Raw genomic sequence first — 25,885 nt, 5'->3', positions numbered from 1 at the left:
TTTTTTTATACATCTGCTGGCTGGGCCCAATGGTCAAAGAGCGGAAGTCAAATTTACTACAACAACGGAAATGTTGGCATTGGTACCAACTCGCCTAGTTCAGCTTTGCATGTATCATCAGGCGGCGATATTCGCTTACGACACGATGGACGCATGGTATTTGGAGAGTTTCCTGCGGGAGGGTGGAGCGAGTGGATTCAAAACTCTAAAAAACATAGCCCATACTATGGATTGTCATTTTTTTCCGGAGATCAAGAAAGAATGTTCATTGCACGCAATGGTCACATAGGTATTGGCACCAATCGCCCTGGAAGCTTTAAGTTAGCGGTAGAAGGTAAAATAGGCGCCAGAGAAATCAGGATTACTCAGGTAAGCCCCTGGCCTGACTACGTATTTGCCCCTGGCTACGCTTTGCGCACTTTAACTGAGGTAGAGCAGTTTATCCAAAAACACCAACACTTGCCCGATGTACCCTCTGCTCAGGTAGTAGCCAAAGAGGGCATACTAGTAGGACAAATGAATGCTACCCTGTTACGAAAAATAGAAGAGCTTACCCTGTATATGATTGAACTAAAAAAACAAGTCAATAAAAGCGTAGGCTTCATCAAACAATTGCAACAAGAGGTAACCACTCTGAAGCAAGAAAACCAGCAGCTAAAGCAAAATCCTAAAAAATAATCCCCTTAACTATCACAATGACTTATGAAAAAGTTTAAATACCATGGATTTATCCTGTGTTGGTGGATAGTATTCCAAGGGGTTGCACAACCATTGCCCCAGTTTAAAAAAAGCCTCCAACAGGCTCAAAACACCCGACACCATTTTTATCAAATAGGAGAAGTAGCAAGGGCAAAGCAAGTTCGGGCACGAATCAATGCTTCTCCAAATACGCAATACTTTACCTATAGCCCCAAAGTGGCTCGCAGTGCATTGAGAGCCACTAAGTTTAGTTCATTTACTTTACCTAATGGGCAAAGTATTAAAGGTAATTGGATAGTAGATTTAGTAGAAGTTCCTGCTTCGTTTTATCAAATTCAGATAAATACTAGCAGTGGAAAGGCTTACCGAGCCAATCACACTCGCCAGAAACATTACCGGGGAGTAGTGAGAGGGCAGGAAAACGAGAGTATAGTCTCTATGAGTTTTTTGAAGGCGAAATGACAGGCATTGTGTCTATTCGTGGCAAAGGCAACTATAGCATTGGCAAGGTAAAAACCAGGATAAGTTATATGCCATCTCGTTAGATAAACGGCAACATACCAAAACATCGTCTACCTGTAGTACTGTAGGGCATGTACCAAGCTACCCAGCCGAGGTCTTATTGCAATCCCAACGTAGCCGTGTCACCAATACCAACCGCAAGTGTGTAAAAATATACCTGGAAACCAGATATGACATTTTTCAGGCAAAGAAAAGTGTGACCAACGTGCAGAACTATGTCGCCGGGTTATTCAATGAAGTAGCTACTTTGTATGCCAATGAAGATATTCAGATAAGATTGTCTGAACTAAAGATTTGGGATACACCCGACCCTTATACGGCTACTCGTCCATCTGACTTGTTTTATGAGTTTAGAATTAGCCAGGAACGCCACCCAACAAATGCCCATTTGTCGCAATTACTTACCTTCGATTGGAATTTATTGGGGGGAGTAGCCCATTTAGGTACTTTGTGCCACTCTAACGCTGGCAACCGCACTTCTGTGGCAGGTTTTTTCGATTACTACACTCAGGTACCCAACTATAGCGAACCCGTGCATATGATAGCGCACGAATTGGGGCATTTGATGGGTTCGTTGCATACCCACTCTTGTGTATGGAACGGCAACGCTACCGCCATTGATGGATGCGCTGGTTTCACTGAGTCAGGTTGCCCGGTGCCCAACGTGCCTCCTGAAGGTGGCACTATTATGAGTTATTGCCAGTTCAATCCGGTAGGCATTGACTTTACTTTAGGTTTTGGGCTGCAACCCGGCAACCTCATACGCCATAAGGTAACCAATGCGAGCTGTGTGACGGCTTGCGACAACAACTGTGAAGCCAACTTGTCGCTTACCAAAACCCTTAATAATGGTCACACAACTACCCAGGAGGCCATTTATAGGATTACTGCCAGCCACCCCATTTATTATGGTGCAAGTGCCACCTACGCAGCAGGTTTAGAAGTTGTTTTAACTGATGGGTTCCAGGTAACTCGCGGGGGAGAGTTCTCGGCATTTATTGGCGGATCCTGCGCAAGCACACCCGCTGTAAGTACTCACTCACCCATTTCGTTGAATGCTCCCTCTGCCGCCAAAGGCTCTATAGAAATGAAGCTGTACCCCAACCCTACCCACGGAAACTTCGCCGTGCTCATTCCAGCAAGCACTTCGCCTTTTACTTCTCCCTCTGGTTGGCTGGTGGTGTATGCTTCATGGGGAGCTGAAGTGTTTCGCCAAAAAGTAAAGGCTGGAGACAAGGTAAATGTTCAGCTCAAAGCACTGCCTGCTGGCATTTACCTGGTAAAATACACAGCAGGCGAACAAATCAGGCTCAAAAAAGTGATGCTGAAGTAAATCACCCTCTGTTGTCGAGCTTACCCAGCACAAAGCTTTATTCAAAAAAAAAAGCCGCATCAAAGGTTGAAAAAATAATTCTACAGAAGTAAAAAATCGTCCAAGATTACTGGCAATTTCTCCAGAAATTCTTTGACGATTTTTTTGTTTTTTTAGCTTAGGAATGGTGAGAAATTAAGTTACCATTCTTGAGGTAGAGGTTTTGTTTTGAGACGAGGCTATTTTTTGCGCCCATAGCAGCGCTACGGGCAAAAACCGATGGCTACAGCTATGCTGTGCCGAGCTCTGCCAAAGGCTAAAAATAACGAAGTATCAAGGCGAAAAATCACCTCTCAGAGTGTAAATTTATTTTTGAACAATTCCTTAGGAAGCTTTTATCACCGTAACGCTGCTATATGTCAAAAAAACTTCATCGTTATCGAACAAAAGTAACTATTTTCATCAACATCCAGTAGAGTTCGCTAACATAATAATGTGTTACACCTTCACAAACTTGTCAAAGTTAAAAAATCACCTGGTGTTTATCAGGTACTTCGTTCTCTTAGAACATTTTATTTTTTTCGTTTTACTAATTAATTTTTACAGTTTTAAATAATTCAATAAATATTATTAAAATAGCTGTATATTTTACCGTTGATTCGAATTAAATATTACGTCTATGAACCTGAAAAAACTCCAGAATCCTTTACTGGTGGTTTTGGCTTTTAAAATATTATTTGTTGGGTTGATTTACCAGGCAAAAGCTCAGGGTATATCTATCAAAGACTCTCTGCAAACATTGCTAAAAACTGACTTGACAGGCAAAAAACGGGTAAATACTTATAATTTACTCGCTAAACAGTATCAACGTGCCGACTCCCTAAAAGTCGCTCAGTTCAGTACAAAAGCCATAAGCCTGGCTCAACATATAAACTACCCAGAAGGTATATGCGATGCTTACTATCAATTAGGCTATAACTGTATGGTGAGAGGGTATTTTAAAAATGCCAGACAATTCTATGAAAAAATAATACCTTTAGCCAGGCAGGCGACTTACCACAAAGGCTTGCATCAGGCATATATGGGGCTTGGTATTCACTTCAACTTTCAGGGAAAGTTTCCTCAAGGAATGGAATACTTTAAAAAATCGCTGAAGGTTGCCCAAAAAGCGAATGATCTAAGTTTAATTGCCAATGCCCAAACTACCCTAGGTATTACTCATTATCGGTTGGGCAATACAACAAAAGCACTCAGACATTGCCGGAAAGCATTAAATATCCACCAGAAGTTGGGTAATAAAAGAGGCGTTGGACAAAACTACAACAATATGGCACTGATTTATGAACGGCAAGGAAAATATGCCAAAGCATTGGCTAACTATCAAAAAGTATTACAAATTTTTAAAACACTAAAAGAAGAGGCCTCTACAGGCAGCGTATTAAATAACCTGGGAAACATTTACAGAATTCAAAATAACTACTCAGCAGCCATTAAACACTATCAGGAATCATTGAAAATTTGGCAAAAGGTAGGAGATCACAGAAATGTAGCCTTGGTATACACTGATATTGGGCTAACTTATCAAGTACAAGACTTGTTTCCACAAGCCATTGACTACCACTTAAAAGCTTTGAAAATTTCGGAAAAGATTGGAGAAAAATCTGGTATGGCCAGAAGTTACTACAATATAGGGGCTATACACTACAGACAAAAAGATTATACATTGTCAAGAAAATACTACCTCAAATCTCTCCGAATGTTTACTAAAACAGGACAAAAAGCCTCTCTGATTAAAGTGTACCGAGGAATTGCCACTACTTATGACAAAGGTAATACACCTAGCCGCGACAGCGCCGAGGTGTACTTTAAGCAAGCGATGAAAACAACCCTTGAAGTGGATAACAGAGAGTTCTTGGGGAAAATTCACGAAGACCTAGGGATTTTTTACAGAAACCAGCAAAAGTATGCTTTGTCGTTAGCGCATCTCCAAAAGGCCATTGTTATTCATAAAAAACAAAAACAAGCGCACTACCTGGCACACGCCCAGGTTTCACTAGGCAATACATATTATCAACTGAAGGAGTACCCAAAAGCCAAAGACCTATTGGTAGCTGGCACCCAGCTTGCCAAAAAAATTGGTGCTACAAGCACCGCTAGTTTAGGATACGAGACCTTGGCCCTTACCCATCAGAAGTTAGGCCATTATGAAGAAGCTTATAACAGTCACTTGTTATTCAAAACAATGTCCGACAGTTTGTTTAACCAACAAAATACCCGAAAGATTGCCCAACTGGAAGCTCGTTATCGCTTTCAAGCAGAGAAAGACTCTATCAGCGTTGTTAATCAAAGAGAAAAAGCCTTGCTTCGTGCTGAAAAAGAAAGACATACGCTCTTAAACTATTTATTGCTGGCAGGCATCATGGCTTTTTTAATTATTAGCATACTTATTATACGCCAGCATAGGTTGAGGTTGCGCAAGAACCAATTAATCCAAAGTCAAAAAGAAGCACTTTATCAGGCAAATCTGGAGAAAGAGCAAATACAGCAAACACACCTGCGAAAAGAACTGGAACTAAAAAACCAGTCGTTGATGTCTCAGGCGCTGCATATTCAGCAAAAAAACAAGTTCTTGGAAGAAGTAAAATCTGCTTTACCTGAGTTCACCAAAGAATCAAAAAAAGAAATAATCCCTCAACTCAAAAAAATAAAGCAAATCATTCATCGTGGGCTACAGTCAGATAAAGACTGGGCAAAATTTCAGCACTACTTCGAAGAAACTTACCCCCAGTTTTACCAAGAACTGGCAAAACAGTTTGCCAACCTCTCCCCAGCCGACTTTCGCATTAGCGCATTGCTACGCCTCAACTTCAACACTCAAGAAATAGCCGATATACTGGGAATTTCTTACCGAAGTGCAAATATGGCGCGCTACCGCCTTAGAAAAAAACTTGCCTTGGGTACTGATGATAACCTTATCAGTTTTTTGATGCAATTTGGGTAAAACTAGCGTTATAAGTAGCAGCAAGTAATTAGCCATAAGTCCTTAGATACCGATGTATATCGGTGCTACAAGTAAGAACAACTTGCTCATCATAAGGTAGTTACACCTACTCATTAGGTATGTTTAATTTTGCCTTGGTACTTAAAAGCCCCGTTAGGGGCAAGTTTCAAGCGACAAGTCGCAAGTCCTTAGATACCGATGAATATCGGTGCTAGACCCTGTTTAATTGCATTGAGCTCATCACAGCAAGCCTGTAGATTCGGTTTATAGGTAACTACACCTTTATATCACGTTGATTTTCAACAACTTATAAAAGCGTATTTAAAAGTTTGATAGTACTAACAGAAGGTACTAATAACCCATCATAAACGAGTTTAGAGGTTTATCAGTTTGCACTTTCATTTTCTTTCTTAAACGATAACGTGCCATGTTTGCGCTTTTTTGTGATACGCCCAATAACTGCGCAATATCTTTGGTATTACAATTAAGCCTTAGCAAGGCACAAAGTCGTAGTTCGCTATTGGTAAGGTTGGGGTACTCTTTGGTGAGCCTGGAAAAAAAGTGAGGATGAATTTTGTCAAAATTATCTTTAAAATCATTCCACCTTTTGTCACTTTTCAAATAATAATCAATAGCATCTTCCAGCTTAGTAATTTTATCTTGTATAGAGTGGCAATTATGAAATCCAGTACTCACTATATTTTTTAGTTCTGCTTGTACTTGCATCAAAAATTGATTTTGTTTCAGCATCTTAGCCGAACTTGCCGCCAAACTGCGTTTTAAAGTCAAACATTCTTCTTTTACTTGTTGCATTTCCTCTTCATAATTACACTTCTCTATCTCATACATCTGTAAACAATTCTTATAATAAACCTGTTTCTGGTTTGCTACAACAGCTACCACAGTTAGAAAAGCAGCCATAACCCCTATCATTAGGGTAACACCTTCCACGTGTAACACAAATAAAAGCAAGCCTTGTGAATAAAAGCATTTATGAAGTGTCCGCTTTTCTAAAAAAGTGAATAATACTCTTCTAGAGTCTGGAAAAACACGCCTAAACACACTTTTTATTAAAGAATAAAAGTAACCTAAGTTTAATAAGCTTTTAACACAATTTGGCTTAGCATTTAAGGTAATTTTGGGTAACATAAAGGATAGATATTTTTTTGGTTAATCAAGTTGCTGATGAAGTTAAAGAAGGGGGCATCTTGAAGCAAAAAAACGATGTATATCAAATGTCAACAAAACATTTTAATAAAATAAATCAAGTCTACAAACAATATTTAATACACTCATTGCCAAATAATTATCATCAAAACCACCTCTACTCATAAAAAAGTGCAAAAATAACAGATAAGCCATTTTTAACAACAACTTGCTGCTATTTGCTACAATCAGGCATTGACCAAAAGGATAAACCAAAGAGAACATACCCAAAGCTAAAGCATTTCCAACAACTCTTTAAAGCGCTGCTCATTGTAAGTATACATGGAGTCTTCCAGTTCTATACGCCAATTCTTGAGGCTTTCGCCCAAATGCGTGTCCAACGGAGCCATTGCTTCACGTATTTTACTTATTTGAAAAATCTCATATTGTGCCACCTTCACTGCTACAGGTTTGAGCAAGGCTAGTTCTTCTGAGGTAAAATCAAAAGCTATCGGACGTTGAGATGTTTCTACCGATGGGGCTCCGGCAGATAATGTTTGAGTGGTGGGTGGAGCAGCCAAAGGCAAAGTAAACCAAAAAGTAGCCCCCTCTCCTACTGGCGATACTACCCCTATATGACCTCCGTGAGCTTCTACGGTCAGTTTACAAAAAGTAAGCCCTAAGCCAGTGGAACGTATTGCCCCTGATTTTTTTGGTGACACCTGGTGAAACTTCTTAAAAATTTTATCTATGTGTGTCGCTGGTATGCCTTCGCCCGAATCTGCCACCAACACCTTACCCCATTTACCTTGTTCATTTGCGGTGGTTTCAACAGACAGGCAAATTTTACCATTCTGAGGAGTATGTTTGCTGGCATTGGTAAGGAGGTTTACCATCACCCTTAGCAAGAGATCTTTGTCTACTTCTACATAAACATCTGACGGAGCTTCAATAGTCACCTGATGGTTTTTTTCTCGAATCAAAAAGCTAATTTGCTGAATAGCCCACTGAAGCAGTTCTTCCAGCACTACCTTGTCTTTGAGCAATTTCATCTTACTTTCTTCAAATTTTTGCACGTCCAGAATATCCATAATCAACCCTTGCATACGCTGCCCCGACTGGTGGATAGTACTGAAAAAACGAGGATCGTTTTGTTGCTCCGACAAGCCAATAATGGAGTTGAGCGGATTTTTAAGATCGTGCACAATCATTCCCATCATTTGTTGTTTAAACTTATCCAACTCTATCAATTTTTCATTAATGGCATCCAGTTCTTCCAGCGACTGATTCAACTTATTGTTACTGTCTTTAAGGTCTTGGGTACGCACACCTACCAACTCTTCCAGGTTTTGATTAGTAAAATTTAAGGCTTCAGTCAATTGCTCAGCTTCGCTAAATGCCTTAGAAAAACGGCGGGAAAGCAGCAGAGCTTGAGAAAAGATAAAGATAAACAAACCTGTGCCAAACACATTGTCTGTTTCTATGACATCATTGCTATATAAAATGTCGTTGACAATGGCCCCAAAAAAGGCAAGAAAACCCACGATAAACAATAATGCCCCTTCGCGCTTACGCAAAGCTGCCTTTACCAATAAATAAGCCGCGTAAAACCCACTGATGACAATGCCCAACTGCGAAAGAGTAACTGTTTGGGTAAACAAATGAGGGGGCAGGAACAATACAATAAGGCTCAGGAACAAAAACATGACCGACTGAGCTTGCGCCAATCGTTTGGGATACTCTTGAGGGTACAATGTGCGCAACAACCAGGCTGTAGCAGGCATGCCTAAGTTCATAGACAGGTACTCTAGCCTAATGATGGTAAACCAGTCAACCAATACAAAGTCATGCAAAAAGTATTCATCAGTTACTGTCAAGCGAAGGGCTGCCATCAAACAAACCCCACTAAAATACAGAGCTGACACGCTTTTGCGCCTTGCCCAAAACAACCCAATATGGTACAAAGCCATAATAAAGATGCTTCCCATCAAAAAGAAATCGGCCAATGCAGTGGCCTCACGGTTGCGGTCTATTTGGTGCTCAAGTCCTACACGCACCTCTTGCCAGGCACCTCCTTTACGATGATGGTAGTTAGAAACCAGCCAGATTATTTCTACCTCTTGGGTGTCATTCACAAAGTTTACCACCAATGGATTGTAAGAAGGCACTGCCCCTTGTTTTTGACGACTTATTTTGCCATTAGTACATAGCAATTTACCATTGATATACAGCTCATAGGCAGTAGCGACAGTCAACATTTTTACCCCTAACTTCATCCCTTTGGCAGGAAGCGTCAGCCGCATCCGGTAAGTAGCATAGCCATTGCCCGCAAGAGTTTTACCTCCTACATTCAACCCATTCCAGCTTTCAGGTACATTTACCAGTTTGCTCGAAGTAGGCCGCCCTTTTTTGAAATGTGAGCTATAGTAAAACTTTTCCCAGTAAAACTCCCAGTCCCCACTCAGCAATACGGTACCCGACTTGGCAAAATCGTACTGGCTCAAATCCATTTTTCCATTGGTTACTTTGGGCTTTGTCTTTACTGGGCTACACCCAGTTAACCACAACAAACAACCTAAAAAACATACCCACCATAGTTTCGTTTGTGTTGTCATTTTGCAAGCTTTTGTATTATAATCACATAGTATACATACTTAAAAGACAAAACATGTTTGCTTGTCATCAAGATAACACAAAATATTGATCGGCAAAACCAATAAAGGCTTAGTGTTCGTTATTTAGGTATTTGTCTATCAGTACTTATCAATTACCTCCAATGAAACATTGTTTGATCATCTTTTTTGTTTTGCTTATTTGCCTTTCGGCAAAAGCCCAACCTGCTGCTGAATTTACTCGTTACTATCAGGGCTTTAAAAAACTGGGTTCCAAGGTTTATATCAGCCAGGAATGGCTGGAAACCAGCCCACAAAAGAAACTAAAGTTGGTGCCCAAAGGCGACGAATTGTACTGGATCATAGGTCCTATTCTTAAGCAAAGCATCAACAACAACACTTTACCCTTTGGAAACCAAGGGCTCACTCAGTTTTTAAGGGGCAACTCACTGTCTGCACACATCGACCTATTGAAAGAAAAAGCATTTAGCTACTATCAATACGGCAGCTATCAGTTATCAAATCAGTACCGCAGTTTGGTTTACCTCTTTGTAGATGAAAAAATGTGGAAAGACAGCATCGAAGAAGTGCATTGTTTTCTCATCAATTACACCCTACAAGGCAAGTTTATCAGTGGTATATTGTTAGGGCGTACCAGTAAATATACCAACTATCAAGTAGACATTAGTCGTCAATTGCCCAACCAAGTATTACTTATCAAGAGTATAGGTTATATGTGGGACGCAAACGGCAAGCCCAGTAGAAAAGAATACGAACAAGATCACTATTACCAAATCAATGATCAAGGGCAAATCAAAGACATTCAGCAAAAGTACTACCCCTACAATGGCAGGTTTGTAGATATTGGAGGCAATTACATTGACATAGAACAAAACAAAAGCTGGTTTTTCTGTACTTACTACAGTAAAAAAAGTAATGTTGGAATAGGTGCAGGAAACTCTCCCCTAAATGCTCAGGATAAGACGTTTACAATCAATATAGGCAAAAACAAATACAAGGCTGAACTTGCAGGAAACGATGCCTTGGTGCTCAACCTACCCAATGGAAAAGTATGGGTTTTTAAACGAAAGAAATGACCTTGCACTACCCCTAAAGGCAAAAAAAAGACCCTACACTGTAGAGTCTTTTTTGTTTCCTAACCACAAAGCTTATTAAATATCTTTGGTTAGTATATATTCAAACCAAAGACCAAAAATGTAGCTACAAAAACAATACTTTATAAACCTTTGGCTATCAACAATATAACTCACAATATTTTTTTGTCGCTGTCAAGCATCGCAGAAATAAACAACCTTTTTTACGCGATATATCGTCACAAAAACGAAATATCGCAGCTAATTTCCTTCGGCAAGCCAAGGATTAGTAGCTATTACAGTAAGTTCTTTGATAAAACCCCGACTATCCATTTCCAAAGCCCCTTTAATAGCCTGCGCTATCTCATCACTGGTCAGTTTATGAGGCACGTCTTCACGTTCTTTACGGTCGGGTTGGGCAAAAGCAGTGGGTACTTCACTGGGGTTTACCAAAATTACCCGCACGTTGTAGCGCCGTAGCTCTGCCTGCCAACACTCGGTCATGCCCCGCAAGGCAAACTTAGACGAAGCATAAATAGTACCCCGTTCAAAGCCTTTGGTAGCTGCTGTAGAAGCAATGTTGATAATATTGCCTGAGTTTTGCTCTTTGAACAAATGCGCCGCTTTTTGGGTCATAAGTGCCAACCCAAACACATTTACATTGTATACCCGCTGAAAATCTTCGAGGCTTAGTTCTTCTAAAGTAGGGAATTCGCCAATGCCTGCGTTGTTTATCAAAACATCTAGCCCTCCTAATTGGTTGTTAACCATATCAAACGTTTTGTCAATGTCGGCAGGTAAAGCAACATTGGCTGCTACATACATTACCCCCAACTCTTGGGCAACATTTTGCAGCTTTTTTTCGTCTCTACCTGTAATTAAGACCTTTGCTCCGGCATTGGCTAACATTTTTGCGGTGGCTTTGCCAATTCCAGCACTTCCACCCGTTATAAGTATACGTGCATCTTTTATATCCATAAAATTGTACTTAAGTTTTACCAAATTATGCTAAACTTAAGCAATTCTTACAAATGTCAGTACATTAGATGTATAGTTACTAAAAATTGGATTAATTTTTTTTTCGTATTGATTTTATTGATACATTTGTATAAATAAAATACCTTTTTACTTGTTCATGATATCGATTTTATATAATATGGATATAAAGAATTAGTAAGTTAGGTTTTTCATGGTTATATGGTTTGGAAACCTTGCGGACCCTTGTCTGTAAGGTTTTTTTTGTTGACTCAAGAGAAGTTATGAGGCAAATTTGTACCTCATTTCGTATTTAACTTGTAGTTTTGCTTCAAAAAAACGTAAACGTATAAAAATGAAGAGGTTATTCTCCCAACCCCATTGGTTTCAAATTGTTCTGTGTATAACTGTAGCCCTGCTTACCAGCCGTTGTCAAAACTGTCAAGACCTCAAGAGCAGTGATGCTTCTGCTTACATCAAAGTATTGTTTTTTTTGGACAGTACCCAATCCAGTGCTACCACTGTAAACTTTACCAAAATCACATCCACCAATGGCACTTCCACTGATACCGTTACCGGTAACTTCATCAATTTTTTGCTGCCTTCTGACAACAACTCGGCAAGCTATAGTGTCGCAGGTACTTACACCGATACTTCCAGTGTAGAAAAGGCCTTCAGTGAAGATTTTCAAGTTAAATTTTCGCGTAAAATAGGTATTGAAAAACCAGATTGTGGTGTTACCGAAGCCATTACCATCAATGAGTTCACCTCATCGTCTGGCACCAGCCGGGTGCGGTTAATCAATGTCAGCCCCGACACTACCAGTGGAAACATTCAAATATTTTTAGAGCACAAATAAACAATCGTAAAGCAATGAAAGTGATGCAGGGTTTAGTTGTATTAGTGGGGATAGTTTTGCTTATTGGGCACGTTGCACAGGCTCAAACAACCCCTACCAAAAAAGACCAAACAAAGAAAGACACCAGTACAACTGTAAAGTCAACTACCAGAATAAACATTACACCGCCACCAGCTCGTTCAAAGAAAAAGACAAAGCCTGACTCTTTGCATAAGCCGTTGAGGTTGGCCGGTTTTAGGTTGGGTGCCGATATACTGCCTACAGCATTTGGCACATTCGACCAACGGTTTACCAGTTATCAAGGAACCTTTGAAGTATTGCTCAATAATAAATATTTTATAGAGTTGAGCGGAGGAGTGGAACAAAGAATAAGGCAAGGAGTAAGCAATTATACTTATTCTAGTCAAGGGTTTTATGGCAGAATGGGCATTAACTATAATATGCTACACCGAAAAAGCAAGGATGATGCAATATATGTGGGGCTACATTTTGGTTATGCCCGCTTCGACAACGACATTAGTTATACCATTACCAACACTGCCAATGGGGGCGATGCGAGTGGGCTAATTATAGAAAAACAACTCATGGGCACTTGGCTCGAAGGCAATTTTGGGTTCAAAGTAGAACTATTCAATAATTTATACATGGGCCCCATGTTTAGGGTAAAAATAAAACTTACCGGAAGCGAGGGCGAGTTACTCTACCCTAACGACATACCTGGCTACGGGGTAAACAATGCAGCTAATTTTGCCTTTGGATACCATATTTTATACCGCATACCTTTTAAGTCTAAAAAACGCAAACGTCGTGTAATAATCACTCCTTCAACTCCCATAAAAAAAACACCTCCCAACCCTACCCCACCTAAAAAAGACAAAGGTGATGGCAGGTGACCCATTCAACCTTATGGGTACTTATTTAAACATAGAACTCATCTCAACTTTTAATAACGCGCGGCAAATCGTTCATTTTGTCCATTGACTTCAAAACCTTCTCATCACTCAACAAAAGCCATAATTTTTGCAAACATTCAAAAAGTCGAGACGAGTCAATACTCTAACTGGCATAGAGTATTGACTTAGCCAAAATATAAGTATATTCAAAGCTGAAATCTAACATTAGATAATTATGAAGAAAGTTTTAACTCTACTTATAACAATGCTGTGCCTGATACAATGGGGCTACACACAAAAAAATAAAATAACCTTAGTGATTCACGGTGGCGCAGGTACCATTCTTAAAAAGTATATGACACCCCAACAAGAAAAAGCTTACCATAACAAACTGGAAGAGGCTTTAAAAAAGGGACACAATATATTAAAAAAAGGGGGCACCAGCCTTGACGCAGTAGTGACAGCCATTAAAATACTGGAAAACTCGCCCTTGTTCAATGCAGGCAAAGGTGCAGTGTTTACCAACCAGGGAACCAACGAACTAGATGCCTCTATCATGGAAGGTAAGACCCTCAATGCAGGAGCAGTATCCAGTGTAACCATTGTCAAAAACCCTATTACAGCCGCTTTGGCAGTGATGAAAAAATCACCTCACGTAATGCTTACGGGCAAGGGTGCCGAAACTTTTGCCACACAACAAAGGTTGGAAATAGTCAAACCCAAGTATTTTTATACCAAACGTAGGTATGAACAACTAAAAAGGGTGCAAAAGAACGCTGTAAAAGGTAAAAGTGGAAGCGCAGAAGATTTGATTGATTTGAACAAAAAACTGGGCACAGTAGGTGCCGTAGCGTTGGATCAATACGGTAATATAGCTGCCGGAACTTCAACGGGAGGAATGACCAATAAAAAATGGGGGCGAGTAGGCGATACTCCTATCATTGGGGCAGCCACTTATGCCAATAACCGTACTTGTGGAGTATCGGCCACCGGGCATGGTGAGTTCTTTATGCGAGTGGTGGTAGCCCACAATATTTCTGCCTTGATGGAATACAAAGGGTGGAGTGTGCAAAAAGCAGCTAAAGAAGTGGTGATGAAAAAGCTCAAAAAAATGGGTGGTTCAGGTGGCATCATTGCTTTAGACCAAGATGGTAACTACACCATGACTTTTAATAGCGCAGGAATGTACCGAGGAGTAGCCACTCCAGATGGAAAGATAAAAACGTATATTTATAGGTAGTACGCCACATGTGGTATACTAAAAACGAAGGGTGCTTCGTTTTGCCTTACAGCAATTAACATCTAATCCCTTTTGAGGAGAGGAGGAGTGTTTTTGATAAATTCACTCCTTATTTTTTTAGAAAATACTGCAGCAAAAAATAATAAAGTTAATAAAATAAATATACTACATGAAAAGACTCACTGGCACCTTATTTTTTTTACTATCCATAACAACAGCAAGCATTGTCCACGCCCAAAAACTAAAAAAAACCAAGATCAATGACAACATTACTATCAAGCTTCCAGAAAACTTTATAGTCATGAGTGACCGCGAATATCAACAAGAATTTGCGGGCTACCGCAAACCTATTGCTATGTATAGAAGCAATGTAGGCAAAGCTACTTTTGGCATCAACACTGCGCTTACTCACGCTCCGGCAGGTACCCGTCAAACGTTTGTCGATAGCAAGGGGAAAATGCGTAAACATCAGGCAGAGTGGAGCCTCAACGACCTAAAGATGATGAAGAGTTTGTATAAGTCAACCATATTAAGGCTACACGATGGGGTACGTTTTAAACAGGATAAAATACAAACTATCAGAAAACGTAATTTTGTTGTATTTGAATTTGTGGGGGTAGTAAAAGCAGAAAAAAAGAAATTGGTAGGCAAAGCCAAAGGACTATTACGGCAATATTCCTACCTGATGTACACGGTCAAAGAGGGTAAAATTTACATATTCAATTTCTCTTGTCCAGCAAAGGAATTAAGGGAATGGAAAAGCAGTGTTTATAAAATGATGAAATCAATCAGGGTCAAGTAAGTAGCCTGGTTTGGTATATTGGCTCAATGCCTCCTGTTTCCCTACAATAAGCATCGTTTGCAAATGTATGAACGATGCTTTGGCTACAACACTTCTTTGACCACTACCGACTCCAGGTTGAGCTGAGGCACCAAGCTACGAAACATGTGAATAGTTTCGCGCATATCAACGTCTCCTTCCTCATAGTACCACTTTACCATTACCAAATGGTTGGCCATAGCCAATTGCTCAAGCCGTTTTAATATTTTGATAAAAAAGCCAGAAGCATCTGTAGTAAAGTAAACAACTTTGATGAAGACCTTGGTATTTTTTGCTTTAGGCGCTCGCACATAATCATCAATCCACTCTAACAATGGAGTATAAAATTCATAGCTGTTTTGAACTAACGAGTTGCCTGTAATTTTTAGCTCACCGGTATCATAATTGAAATTGATTTCGGGAGATTTATTGGTTTGTTTAATAAAAATGGATTTCATAGTTACCTTTAGCATTTCAAGCATAAAGTTAAAGGAAGAAAAAAAGACAGTTGAAACAATTAATATTAGTACTAGTACCTCAACCACTAAATACCTGCCCACTCTTTCAGCAACTTTAGCCCCTTGATTTTACTTCAAAAAGCGAATGTTGTACGATTTTTAAAGTGCATCAATCAGCAAAGTTCATCCAAAATGATAGCGCATTTACTTAGAGGATTAGATATTAGAGGTTTACACGACTATCTGTGTATGATAACAAAAGGTGATTTTCACCAAAAGTTTGTTTATTAGTAAAACACTAATTTAGTAAAATTGGTCTACAATGTAATAATACAATTTAACAAAAATACCTCAACCAGCTCTAAAATAGCACTATATTTTATAAAAAAATCAGCTGTTTATTATAAAGTTTATCTCATTGTTTGAGGTATCATTTCTAAAAAATAAAACTACTTATACAAACAAAACACCTTGTCAATCAGCAACTAAAAGAGTCAAGTAATAATTTGTCAGGCAGTTGTTTGTACAGAAATGCATTCATAACAATCCAGTTTATATAGTATAGTTTATTTTGATATGACTGCTTTATATTTATACACAGTTTTGAGTAGTATGAACCCTATAAATTACCTCAAAAAAACTTTGAGTGTGTAAGTGTCTATAACTAAACTTCAATGAAACAAAATTGCACGCCATATCCAAATCATAGCCTCATGAAACACTACATTTGTAAATTTAATAAGTTTAACAAAAAAAATGGCTAAAAAACCTAGCATTTTTACATTTTATATAAGTAATATTACTTACACTGTATTACTTGTACCCCTTTACTTGTTAATTAGTTGTTAGTTTTTACCAAATTAAAACCCTTTCTTACTTGGTTTTTAATTTTATAACCATGGTACAACAGTCTAAAAGTTCAATCATGAGTGATTTGATAAACAAGTTTGCTCAAAAAGGAGTAGTCCAGTGGATAGGTTTACGTCCAGAAAAAAAACAACCTCTTACCAGTGTAAAATCGGTGGAAGTATCGCTGACAAAAGGGCTTGTGGGTGATCATTTTGCTGGTACTTATTCTAACAAAAGACAAGTCACGCTTATTCAAGCAGAACATTTACAAACAGTAGCCTCTCTCATGGGAGTAAATGTTATAGACCCTGAGCTTACCAGGCGCAATATTGTGGTGCAGGGAATTAACTTGCTGGCATTGAAAGAAAAGCAGTTTAAAATTGGAGAAGTAATACTGGAAACCACTGGCACTTGCCAGCCTTGTTCACGGATGGAAACCAACTTGGGCAAAGGTGGCTATAATGCTATGCGGGGACACGGAGGCATTACGGCGAAAGTAATACAGGCTGGTTTGATACACATAGGTGATGAGGTAGAAGTCTTGGCAACAGTGATAAAAAGTTAGACAATGACTTGTCAAAGAGTAAACTCATCACACCTTTTTTTACCGTTCGAAGGGGCAAAAAAGTGTCTTGATTTACAGATAGCTATTTTTTGCAAATGTATGTACTTTATTTCTGAAAAATCTCTGGTAGTCATTTAGTTTACCCACATTTTTTGAAAATTATGTCCACTTCCGTCTTCAAAATTTGGTATATACTGTCAGACAAACCAAAGAACCTCGTATACAAAATATGCAAAAGACTTTATCAACTTTTCTGTTATTCATCACTTGTAGTATTGGCTGGCTTCAGGCACAAAAGTCAAAAGGCATTCGAGCCTTAGACAAAAACCTGAACACAAAGAAATACACCGAATATGCTCCTTCTTTAAGTGCCGACGGTAAAATCATGGTTTTTCAATCTGATAATAATCGTTACCGTATATGGTATTTGTATGAAGCACGCCTCCAGACTAACGGTAAATGGTCAAAACCTCGTTCAATCAAATCTATTAATCATTTTGGGCAAAAGCCTTCAGTGGGCAATGGATTTCAAACCGATTTTATTGCTGCTCCCTGCCTCAGTCCTGACGGCAACACATTGTATTTTTGCGCTACCTTTGCTGGCAACTTGGGTAAACGTGACTTGTATGTGTCTTATAGAGGAACAAACGGAGAATGGGGTAAACCAATCAACGTAGGAGCCCCTGTAAACACCAATGCTTCAGAAGACTTTCCATCTATATCGCCCGAAGGTGACGCCCTTTATTTTGCCCGTCCCAATGGTAAAAAACGTCAACAAAAAACCTGCTATGATTTATGGGTAAGCCTAAAAAACCCTCAAACAGGCAATTGGAAAAAGCCCGAAAAATTGCCTAAAAGCATTAATACTGGCTGCGAAAAATGTCCTCGTATACAAGCTGATGGTGTAACCTTGGTATACTCCTCGGTACATGAAGGGGGCACAACAGGGTTTGACTTATACAAGGCAGTGCTCAATGTAAAACAAACCGACTGGGAGCAGATAGGCGAAATAAGCGAGTTGAACAGTCCTGATTTTGACCAGTTTGTGACCGTTACCGGAGAGGGCAAAGGCACTAAAGCCTATTATAATACTCAAGGAAAAAAAACTCCTGATGTTTTTCAAGTAACCCCCCTGCCAGCAAGCCTACAATTGCAACAAATAAGGAACAATACAGGGTACTTGTTGGCTACCACTGACGGAAAAGACACCTATGTTTTGGGTGATCAGGCAACATTAAAATTATACTTGCTGGAGCCAGGTGAAAAGCCTTACCTGTTGAAAGCTTTCAAAGCAGATACCGAATCTGGTGGCTTTACCCTGGCCTTGCGTTTTGGGTATGATTATAAAATAAAAGCTACAGCAAAAGGTTATGAATCTAATGAACACACCTTTAGGATAGGTGAAACAAGTGCTGACTACCGAATGATGCTTCACAAAATAGGAAAGGCAACTGGGGCACTGATAGCAAAAAATACAGGAAGCAATACCGGAAACAAAAACAAAGACCAATCATTGGTGGTGGCTCAAAAAAACTGGAAAAAAGCCCAAAACAAACTATTTTTCAATCCAGCCACTGGTGAAGTAATCAGTCAGGCAGACCTGAGTAAACGCTGGGCAAATAAAGAAAGTAATCAAACTGTAAAGCCTCGCCACAAAATCCACTCAGAAAGTGACCTTGCCAAGGCTTACCCTGAGTTTAAGCCTTATGAAAGTAACACTTTTATTAAAAGAAACGGAGGGCAAACCAACATACTTGCAAAGTTGAAAATGCCCCACCTTTACTTTGCTTATAAATCTACCATTCTCGATGCTCAATCACGCGTTTACTTACAAACTGTATACAAATTGATGCAGCACCACCCTGATTTGCACCTTCGGGTAGAAGCACATACCGATGCTTCAGGAACCTGGACATCTAACCTGTTGCTGTCGGAGCAACGCGCCAAAGCAGTCAAGGCTTTTCTTACTGACTTGGGCATACCATCTGGGCAAATCGTGGTCAAAGGATTTGGCGAGGCTCGACCGCTGGGAGCAAGCGCTGCCAAAAACCGTCGGGTAGCGTTATATTTTAAAGCAAAATAAAATGATAACTTCTATGGTTTTTTAGCTATTGTAAGTTTTTCGTAGTTTTAAATTTTCGATGTTTTCTAAAAAAAGTGATCTTGTGTCACCTTTCCTATCCCATAGTTTTTTACCAAAAATGTCCGGTCAATGCCTATCAATTAGGTATATATAAATAGTAGTTTTTTTGGGACTCAAAAAAACTACTATCAATCAATAAGTATTGAGCACACAAGGTGAAGCTACTTGAAGCAAAACCTTGGACAAACTCATAAAAAGTATCCGGTTTTACAATCTATCTTTCTTCAATAGTACAGCAATAGATGCACTTAATAATCTAAGTCATACTTTATATCAGGCAAAAGAATCTAAACAAGTTATGAAAACAATCATAGAACCGCTGGCTATGTGCAAAGCAGCGGGTTTCTTCAATCAAACGAACTGTATTAAACAATGGGCAATTGGAGCACTAGTTGTTGCTTGTATGCTGGTGGGCAAGCCACAGAAGGCAAACGCCCAAGTATCTCCTCCTCGCTCTATCAGTGAGGCCGAATCTATCATCAACGATCGCAAATTGAAAGTAAGTGGGGGAGTATCTGCTACCCAAATCTTTTATGGCGCTTCAGGCATAGAGTCACGACGTGACCCTTATACTTATTTTTTGAGCGGCAACTTGACCTTTTCTATGTTTTCGGTATCTGTTCCGCTTACCTTTAGTTATACCAACCAAGAGTTTAGCTTTAGCCACCAACTGCCCTCGGTTAGCTTCAATCAATATGGTATTCAACCTACTTATAAGTGGCTTAAGTTTTATGCTGGCTACAACACCATGACACTGTCGCCTTATACCATGAGCGGGCATTTGTTTTTGGGAGGCGGCATAGAAGCCAAGCCTCCAGGACGATTCAGTGCTACTGCTTTGTATGGTCGTTTTCAAAAGGCTACAATGCCTGACAGTACTGGGCAAGGAGGCGCTTTTCAGCGAATGGGTTATGGAGTCAAAGTAGGCATTCACTTCAACCCTCGCCCCAATAAGCACCGTCCCAAAGTGGCACTTAGAAGTAAATATACCCGCGACGGAGAACCAAGGGCTGAGCTAAAGACGCCCACAAATAGCCCAAAAGAACCTACAAAAACAGCCTCATTTTCTGACAATACAGACTTGCTGGAGTTGATTGTGTTTGGAGCAAAAGATCAGGTGAATTCACTGCCCAACTTAGAAGATAGCACGGGGCTGTTTCCTGAAGAAAATGTAGTGCTCAGCGCCCGAATTAACAAAACCTTGTTTAAGAAATTTTCTGTAGATGCCGAAATTGCTACCAGTGCCATTACAGCTGATGTTCGCACCAACACAAAAGATGAAAATCGCCAAACGGTATTTTTGGTAACTGATGGTTTCTTTACCCGCAAAACCAACACAGCTTATTACAACGCTTACAAAGGTCAGCTCAACTACAACCACTCAAGTTTTACCATAGGAGTAGGCTACGAGCGGGTCGACCCTGAGTACCGCACCCACGGGGCTTATTTCTTTAACAACGACTTTGAGAATCTCACCCTTAACTTTTCTACCCAACTATGGCAAGGTAAGTTTTCGGTGAGTGGTAGCCTGGGAAGTCAGCGTAATAACCTTAACGACCAAAACCTGAGTACCCTACGTCGTGCCAGTGGCTCTGTCAATGTCAATATGATTCCTCACCCCAAGCTCAATGTGAGTCTTTCTTATTCTAATTTTCAAAGTTTTACCCGTGTCCAAAATCAATTTGAGGTGATCAATCAATTGACTCCTTTTGACAATTTGCGCGACTCGCTCAACTTCACTCAAATTGCCCAGAATGCAAATGTGAGCATTAACTATCAGGTAGTCAACCACCCTGAACATAGGCAATTTTGGAATGCCAACGCCAATGTACAAGTAGCCAGTGGCGAGGGAGGCAACAACAGTTTGGGTACTGTTTTTTACAATGCGAGTACTTCTTACAATTTCAACTGGAGTAAAATCGGCTTTACCACTGTATTGTCGTTGAACTACAGCCAAAATGAAGCTGAGGCAGCCCTTGCCCGTACGGTGGGCCCTACCCTTACTTTGAGCAAAACTTTGCTCAAAAAGAAGTTAAGGCTATCACTGGCTGCCTCGCTCAACAACAGTTACCTGGCAGAAAACCTTACCGGCAGCATTATCAACTTCCGGTTAAACGGGGGGTACACCTTGCTCAAAAAGCACCGCATCAACTTAAATGTACTTACCCTAAGACGCAATGCCACTGACACTAACCGTGATGCCTTTGCCGAATTTACCGGAACGCTGGGGTATAGTTATAGTTTCTGAATGGTTGGATTACAACAACATAAGTAGCAGCAAGTAATTAGCTATAAGCTACAAGTAAGGGTAACCCGTTCATAATATGGCTGTTACACCTACTCATTAGGTATATTTAATTCTGCCTCAGTACTTATTAATGAAGAAATGCTACGATATAAACTAAAAAACTTGAGTCAAACTCTCAACAATAAGCGATAACAATGAAACAATACAACAATATTATAACCTTACTCATTGTCTGGTGGATTACGAGTACGTTCTCAATAGTTACCGCCCAAACTGTAAACCTGGAGTTACCCAATAGCAAAGTATTAGTAACACTGGATGGTACCGGACGGTGGGGAATCGATGATGGTACTGCTGGGCAACTGGGCTTTGTATACAATGGCAACGATTTGCTCAAAAATACTACGACTAATCGCAACGAAGCCGGTTTGATGTTGGGCGTATCCACAACTAAGGTATCAGACGTAGTAAAAACCAGTACTACTAACCGTAATACCGACTTTGCCCTTCAGGGCAATATCGGGGCGGGTAATACCGCAGGAGGCTTTAAAGAATATGTGGCGCTATACAAAGAAGCCGGAGGTGTAACCAACCCATTGGGCATACAGGTTACCCAAAAACTGTATGGGTGGAACACTGGCGCAGATGAGGGTTTTGTCATTGTGGAATATCGCCTCAAAAACACAACAAGTGATACAATTAAGCAACTGTCGTTAGGCATTTTTGCTGATTGGAATCTAGGAACAATGACCGAAAACAGGGCAAACTGGGACTCAAGCAATCAACTGGGTTATGTATATGAATCGGGGGGATCAGGCAACCATGTGGGCATTGCTTTGCTTACGGCTCAAACTCCTCAATACTATGCTTTCGACCAAGATGGTACTGCTGGCAGTATCAACATTGGAGATGGTTTTAGCAAAGCAGAAAAGTACCAAAGTATGGCTAGTAACCTGGAGCGTACTCAGGCAGGTGCAAATGGCAATGGAAATGATGTGGCACATACTGTAGGCGCTCGCTTGATTACGTTGGCGCCTGGCAAAACCAGTATTGTGGCTTTTGCTATTGTAGCTGGTACTAGCCTAACCAACTTACAAAATAGGGTACAAACCGCTACCAACAGGTTCAAAGCTTACCATGCCAGTCCTGCTCCTACCCTTCCGGCAGACTTGAAAGTATGTGGACCAGCAGGTGAAACCACCCTGACCCCTACTGGTGGTACCCAGTTCAGGTTTTATGACCAAATACCTACTCCCGGAGTTACTACCCCAATTGGCGAAGGCACTGATTTAAGGGCTCAAAATATTCAGGCAAATCGCACGATTTATGTCACCAGTATCGATTCCTTGTATGAGGGTACTCATTCAAGTATCACCATTCGTTATGTATACCCCACCGCTGTGATTGAAGATGGAATACGTGAGCTTTGTGTAAATGGTACCCTTACCTTGCAGGCAACTACAGGAAATACAGGGATAAGCTATCAATGGCAGCGGAACGGGCAAAATATTGGGAGTAACAACACCAATGTGTTAATTAATCAAGCAGGAACTTATCAGGTGACTGTTACTGAAGAAGGGTGCAGCCGTACCTCAGCACCTGTGACCATTACTCAAATAGCTACTCCGTTGATTAGTCAATCTGGCACTGAACTAAGTGTAAATGTTCCTGGGGCAAAAACATATCAATGGTTTTACAATGACCTTCCTTTAACAGGCGCCACCAACGCTGCTTACATTCCTCGTGCACCAGGTACCTATACGCTAAGTGTTGGCTTTGGCAATGGTTGTGAGGTATTGAGCAATGCTTTTGAGGTAGAAGTCACCAGTATAGCGAATATGCCAAAGCTGAAAGGAGTAAAAGTATACCCAGTTCCCAATGCAGGCAGCTGCACACTAGAGTTGCCTCAGAATATTGGCAGGAGGTTACAACTCGCCTTGATAGATTTATCAGGACGCACCCAGTATTCTGCTATATTTGTAGATAAACAACACAAAGTAGCATTAGAACTCCCGCAATATTTGCCTACAGGCATTTATTTTTTGCAAATTACCACAGGACAAAAACAAGCGATCATTAAACTGGCAATTCAAAGATAAAACAATGAAGAACTTCACCCAAAAACATCAGCGCACCACACGGCGTCTGATCTTTACTTTTTTTGTTGGGCTGTTTGCTTTTAGTCAAGCTACTGCTCAGGTATTGCGTGATACTGTCATTGGCAAACCTGCCGTAAAGGTACAGGCACGCGCCATTCAAACTCAGGTAAAACTGCGTTGGGCACCCAATCGCCCAGTGGCCTGGCAATATGGCAATCAATACGGCTATCAACTAGAAAAATACCTGGTGTTTAAGAATGGGCAAATACTGTCTAAACCTCAGAAAATTGCGACCAGCAAGGCTGAATTTAAACCATTGCCGCTGAATGCCTGGGAAAAAGTAGCAAATAGTATGGGCAAAGCAAAAGAAAATTATGCATTGGTAGCAGCTCAGGCACTTTATGGCGAAGGTTTTGGGCTCACTACCAATGGTAAAAAGAACACAGAGTTAAAGAAAATAATTAATCGGGTGAAAGAACAAGACATGCGTTTTGCTTACGCATTGATGGCAAGCGACCATGCCCCTAAAGTAGCTGAAGCCAGCGGGCTTGCCTGGACAGATACCAAAGTAAAAAAAGGAGAAAAATATTTATATAAAATATTTATTAAATTACCTGCCACTGTTAACTATAGAGTAGATACAGGGTATGTGTATACTGGTGTAGATGATTATGAGGCACTGCCCAAACCTATTGAATTTAGTGCTACTTTTGGTAATCGCACAGTCATGCTTACCTGGAACCGTTGGTATCACGAGCGATTTTATGTGGCTTACTGGGTAGAAAGGTCTGCTGATGGAGGAAAAACTTACCAAAAAACAACCAAAGCACCTATTGGAAACGTGCTACAGGAAGAGGTAGGTATTCAAAGTCGTTTTTTATATCGCATTGATTCTCTGCCCAACAATGAACAAACTTATCATTACAGGGTACGCGGGCTTACGTCTTTTGGAGAACTTGGCCCACCCTCAGAAACTATTGCCGGACAAGGTTGGGCAAATAACCTCCCCCTCCCCAAACTTACCCAACCTACTTTACAAACCAATGGAAGCGTAAAACTTAGCTGGACATTCCCGGTAGATAAACAAAAAGACATTGTAGGATTTGTGGTAGAAAAATCCCGAAGAGCTAGTGGTGCACCTTATAAAGTATTACACGCTCAAAAAACTTTGCCAACCAACACTCGGGATTTTACCGATCTTGCAATCAGTGGGGTGGCTTACTATAGATTGGGCATTGTCAGTAAAAAGCCCTTGGGTGGGACAACTAAAACGGTTTCGTCGTTGGGAGGAAAGAAAAATAATGAACCCACCACCCCTGCCACCACCAATATAAAATATACTTATCCTTTTTTGGTACAACAGCCTGATACTACTGCTCCTCAACCACCTACGTTGGTAACTGGAGTAATTGATAGTGCTGGAAAGGTAATTTTAAACTGGAAGCCTTCTATTGATGATGACGTAGAAGGGTATCGGGTATACCGGGCAAACTATGCTGGAGAAGAATTTTCACAAATAACCAAGGTAATGGTAAACGATACCGTATTTATTGACTCAGTAACAGTAAAATCACTTACCAGCCAGGTGCTTTACAAAGTACAAGCTGTAGACGAGTATGTAAACCCTTCAGAATTCTCTGCAGTGGCGGTACTTCGTCGGCCAGATGTAGTGCCACCAGTTCCTCCAGTATTTACTCAGGTTGTAAGTGCCGATACAGGTGTACATATTGCCTGGCAAGCCAGTAGCAGTATTGATGTAGCCCGTCATGCACTTTACCGCCAGCAACGGGGCAAAGCCAACGAGTGGGTATTAATCAAGGCGTTTATGGCACCAACACTCCCGAAAACACAAGCAGACACTGGTACACAATTGCCTGGACATACCATGAAGTATACAGACAAATCGCTTGAGGTTGGGGTAGACTACCAATATACTGTCATTGCTATTGATTCCAGTAATTTGGAGTCTCCGCCTGCCAAACCAGTAACAGGACGTAAAATAGATAAAGGGATCAGGGGTGAAGTCAAAAAGTTGAGGGCCAGCACCAGTAGCGCCCCTGTAGAAGTAACTTTGCGCTGGAAGTATGACTACTCAACCACCCCAGAAAGCTTTACCATCTACAAAGGGGAGGAGTTAAGCGGGTTAAAACTATATACTACCATCAAAGGGGAGTTGCGTACTTGGACAGATAAGAAAGTGGAACGAAACCGCAGCTACAAATACCGTATTCAGGCAAATTTTAAAGGTGGGGCAGTGTCTAAGTTTAGCAAGTTGGTCATTGCAAGTTTTTAGATAACACTATCAACCAATGCGACCCCTTATTTATTCACAAAATAAGCCTTAAACAAT

The 25,885-nt window shown here is 40.4% G+C and carries 17 protein-coding genes and 1 pseudogene; 14 read left to right on the top strand and 4 right to left on the bottom strand.

Annotated features, from left to right (window positions below; translation table 11 throughout):
• From M23134_RS38830 to M23134_RS24255, 4 genes and pseudogenes are all read left to right on the top strand, one after another.
• A pseudogene (locus M23134_RS38830) lies at window positions 1-678 on the top strand (cell division protein ZapB); the annotation flags it as partial.
• Window positions 679-702: 24 nt separating this feature from the next.
• Entirely contained in the window at window positions 703-1,161 is a 459-nt protein-coding gene (locus M23134_RS24265) for a hypothetical protein (protein WP_002700522.1), read from the top strand.
• A 160-nt stretch (window positions 1,162-1,321) separates the two neighbouring features.
• Window positions 1,322-2,554 carry a zinc-dependent metalloprotease gene (locus tag M23134_RS24260; RefSeq protein WP_002700520.1) on the top strand — a complete coding sequence of 411 codons (1,233 nt, stop codon included), beginning with the start codon at window positions 1,322-1,324 and terminating at the stop codon, window positions 2,552-2,554.
• A gap of 658 nt (window positions 2,555-3,212) precedes the next feature.
• Entirely contained in the window at window positions 3,213-5,534 is a 2,322-nt protein-coding gene (locus M23134_RS24255) for a tetratricopeptide repeat protein (protein ID WP_002700518.1), read from the top strand.
• A gap of 351 nt (window positions 5,535-5,885) precedes the next feature.
• On the opposite strand, the gene M23134_RS24250 is transcribed toward M23134_RS24255, so the two are convergent.
• Both M23134_RS24250 and M23134_RS24240 read right to left on the bottom strand, forming a co-directional pair.
• Complete coding sequence (locus M23134_RS24250) at window positions 5,886-6,683, bottom strand: helix-turn-helix transcriptional regulator (RefSeq protein ID WP_045114242.1); 798 nt, start codon at window positions 6,681-6,683, stop codon at window positions 5,886-5,888.
• 290 nt (window positions 6,684-6,973) lie between these two features.
• Entirely contained in the window at window positions 6,974-9,295 is a 2,322-nt protein-coding gene (locus M23134_RS24240) for a sensor histidine kinase (RefSeq protein WP_002700511.1), read from the bottom strand.
• A 161-nt stretch (window positions 9,296-9,456) separates the two neighbouring features.
• Here M23134_RS24240 and M23134_RS24235 point away from each other — a divergent pair, with 161 nt between their 5' ends.
• The gene (locus M23134_RS24235) at window positions 9,457-10,389 is read left to right on the top strand and encodes a hypothetical protein (RefSeq protein WP_157558624.1); all 933 of its coding nucleotides are present in this window, start codon (window positions 9,457-9,459) and stop codon (window positions 10,387-10,389) included.
• Between the two features lie 258 nt (window positions 10,390-10,647).
• Here the strand turns inward: M23134_RS24235 and M23134_RS24230 are convergent, their stop codons facing one another.
• Window positions 10,648-11,364: an SDR family oxidoreductase gene (locus M23134_RS24230; protein ID WP_045114240.1), complete on the bottom strand. Its 717-nt coding sequence runs from the start codon at window positions 11,362-11,364 to the stop codon at window positions 10,648-10,650.
• Window positions 11,365-11,716: 352 nt separating this feature from the next.
• Between M23134_RS24230 and M23134_RS24225 the strand changes: the two genes are divergently transcribed.
• From M23134_RS24225 to M23134_RS24210, 4 genes are all read left to right on the top strand, one after another.
• Entirely contained in the window at window positions 11,717-12,220 is a 504-nt protein-coding gene (locus tag M23134_RS24225) for a hypothetical protein (protein WP_002700503.1), read from the top strand.
• 14 nt (window positions 12,221-12,234) lie between these two features.
• Window positions 12,235-13,113: a DUF6048 family protein gene (locus tag M23134_RS24220; RefSeq protein ID WP_002700497.1), complete on the top strand. Its 879-nt coding sequence runs from the start codon at window positions 12,235-12,237 to the stop codon at window positions 13,111-13,113.
• 235 nt (window positions 13,114-13,348) lie between these two features.
• Window positions 13,349-14,353 carry an isoaspartyl peptidase/L-asparaginase family protein gene (locus tag M23134_RS24215; RefSeq protein ID WP_045114239.1) on the top strand — a complete coding sequence of 335 codons (1,005 nt, stop codon included), beginning with the start codon at window positions 13,349-13,351 and terminating at the stop codon, window positions 14,351-14,353.
• A 169-nt stretch (window positions 14,354-14,522) separates the two neighbouring features.
• Window positions 14,523-15,155 (top strand): hypothetical protein, encoded by a 633-nt coding sequence (locus M23134_RS24210; RefSeq protein WP_002700493.1) that lies wholly within the window; start codon window positions 14,523-14,525, stop codon window positions 15,153-15,155.
• 83 nt (window positions 15,156-15,238) lie between these two features.
• Here M23134_RS24210 and M23134_RS24205 read toward each other — a convergent pair whose 3' ends face one another.
• Window positions 15,239-15,631 (bottom strand): DUF1987 domain-containing protein, encoded by a 393-nt coding sequence (locus tag M23134_RS24205; RefSeq protein WP_045114251.1) that lies wholly within the window; start codon window positions 15,629-15,631, stop codon window positions 15,239-15,241.
• 925 nt (window positions 15,632-16,556) lie between these two features.
• On the opposite strand from M23134_RS24205, the gene M23134_RS24200 reads away from it, so the two are divergent.
• The 5 genes from M23134_RS24200 (at window position 16,557) to M23134_RS24180 (ending at window position 25,828) form a co-directional block, all read left to right on the top strand.
• Window positions 16,557-17,045 (top strand): MOSC domain-containing protein, encoded by a 489-nt coding sequence (locus tag M23134_RS24200; protein WP_198145085.1) that lies wholly within the window; start codon window positions 16,557-16,559, stop codon window positions 17,043-17,045.
• Window positions 17,046-17,274: 229 nt separating this feature from the next.
• Complete coding sequence (locus tag M23134_RS24195) at window positions 17,275-19,128, top strand: OmpA family protein (protein ID WP_157558623.1); 1,854 nt, start codon at window positions 17,275-17,277, stop codon at window positions 19,126-19,128.
• A gap of 358 nt (window positions 19,129-19,486) precedes the next feature.
• Window positions 19,487-21,436: a hypothetical protein gene (locus tag M23134_RS24190; protein WP_045114238.1), complete on the top strand. Its 1,950-nt coding sequence runs from the start codon at window positions 19,487-19,489 to the stop codon at window positions 21,434-21,436.
• A gap of 194 nt (window positions 21,437-21,630) precedes the next feature.
• On the top strand, window positions 21,631-23,535 hold the full coding sequence (locus M23134_RS24185) for a T9SS type A sorting domain-containing protein (protein ID WP_002700483.1): 1,905 nt from the start codon (window positions 21,631-21,633) through the stop codon (window positions 23,533-23,535).
• Window positions 23,536-23,539: 4 nt separating this feature from the next.
• Window positions 23,540-25,828, top strand: coding sequence for a fibronectin type III domain-containing protein (locus M23134_RS24180; protein WP_002700480.1), 2,289 nt, complete (start codon window positions 23,540-23,542; stop codon window positions 25,826-25,828).
• The last annotated feature ends 57 nt before the right edge of the window (window positions 25,829-25,885 follow it).

The sequence above is a fragment of the Microscilla marina ATCC 23134 genome (assembly GCF_000169175.1).
Classification (GTDB): Bacteria; Bacteroidota; Bacteroidia; order Cytophagales; family Microscillaceae; genus Microscilla; species Microscilla marina.
This window is presented reverse-complemented; position numbering and strand designations above follow the sequence as displayed.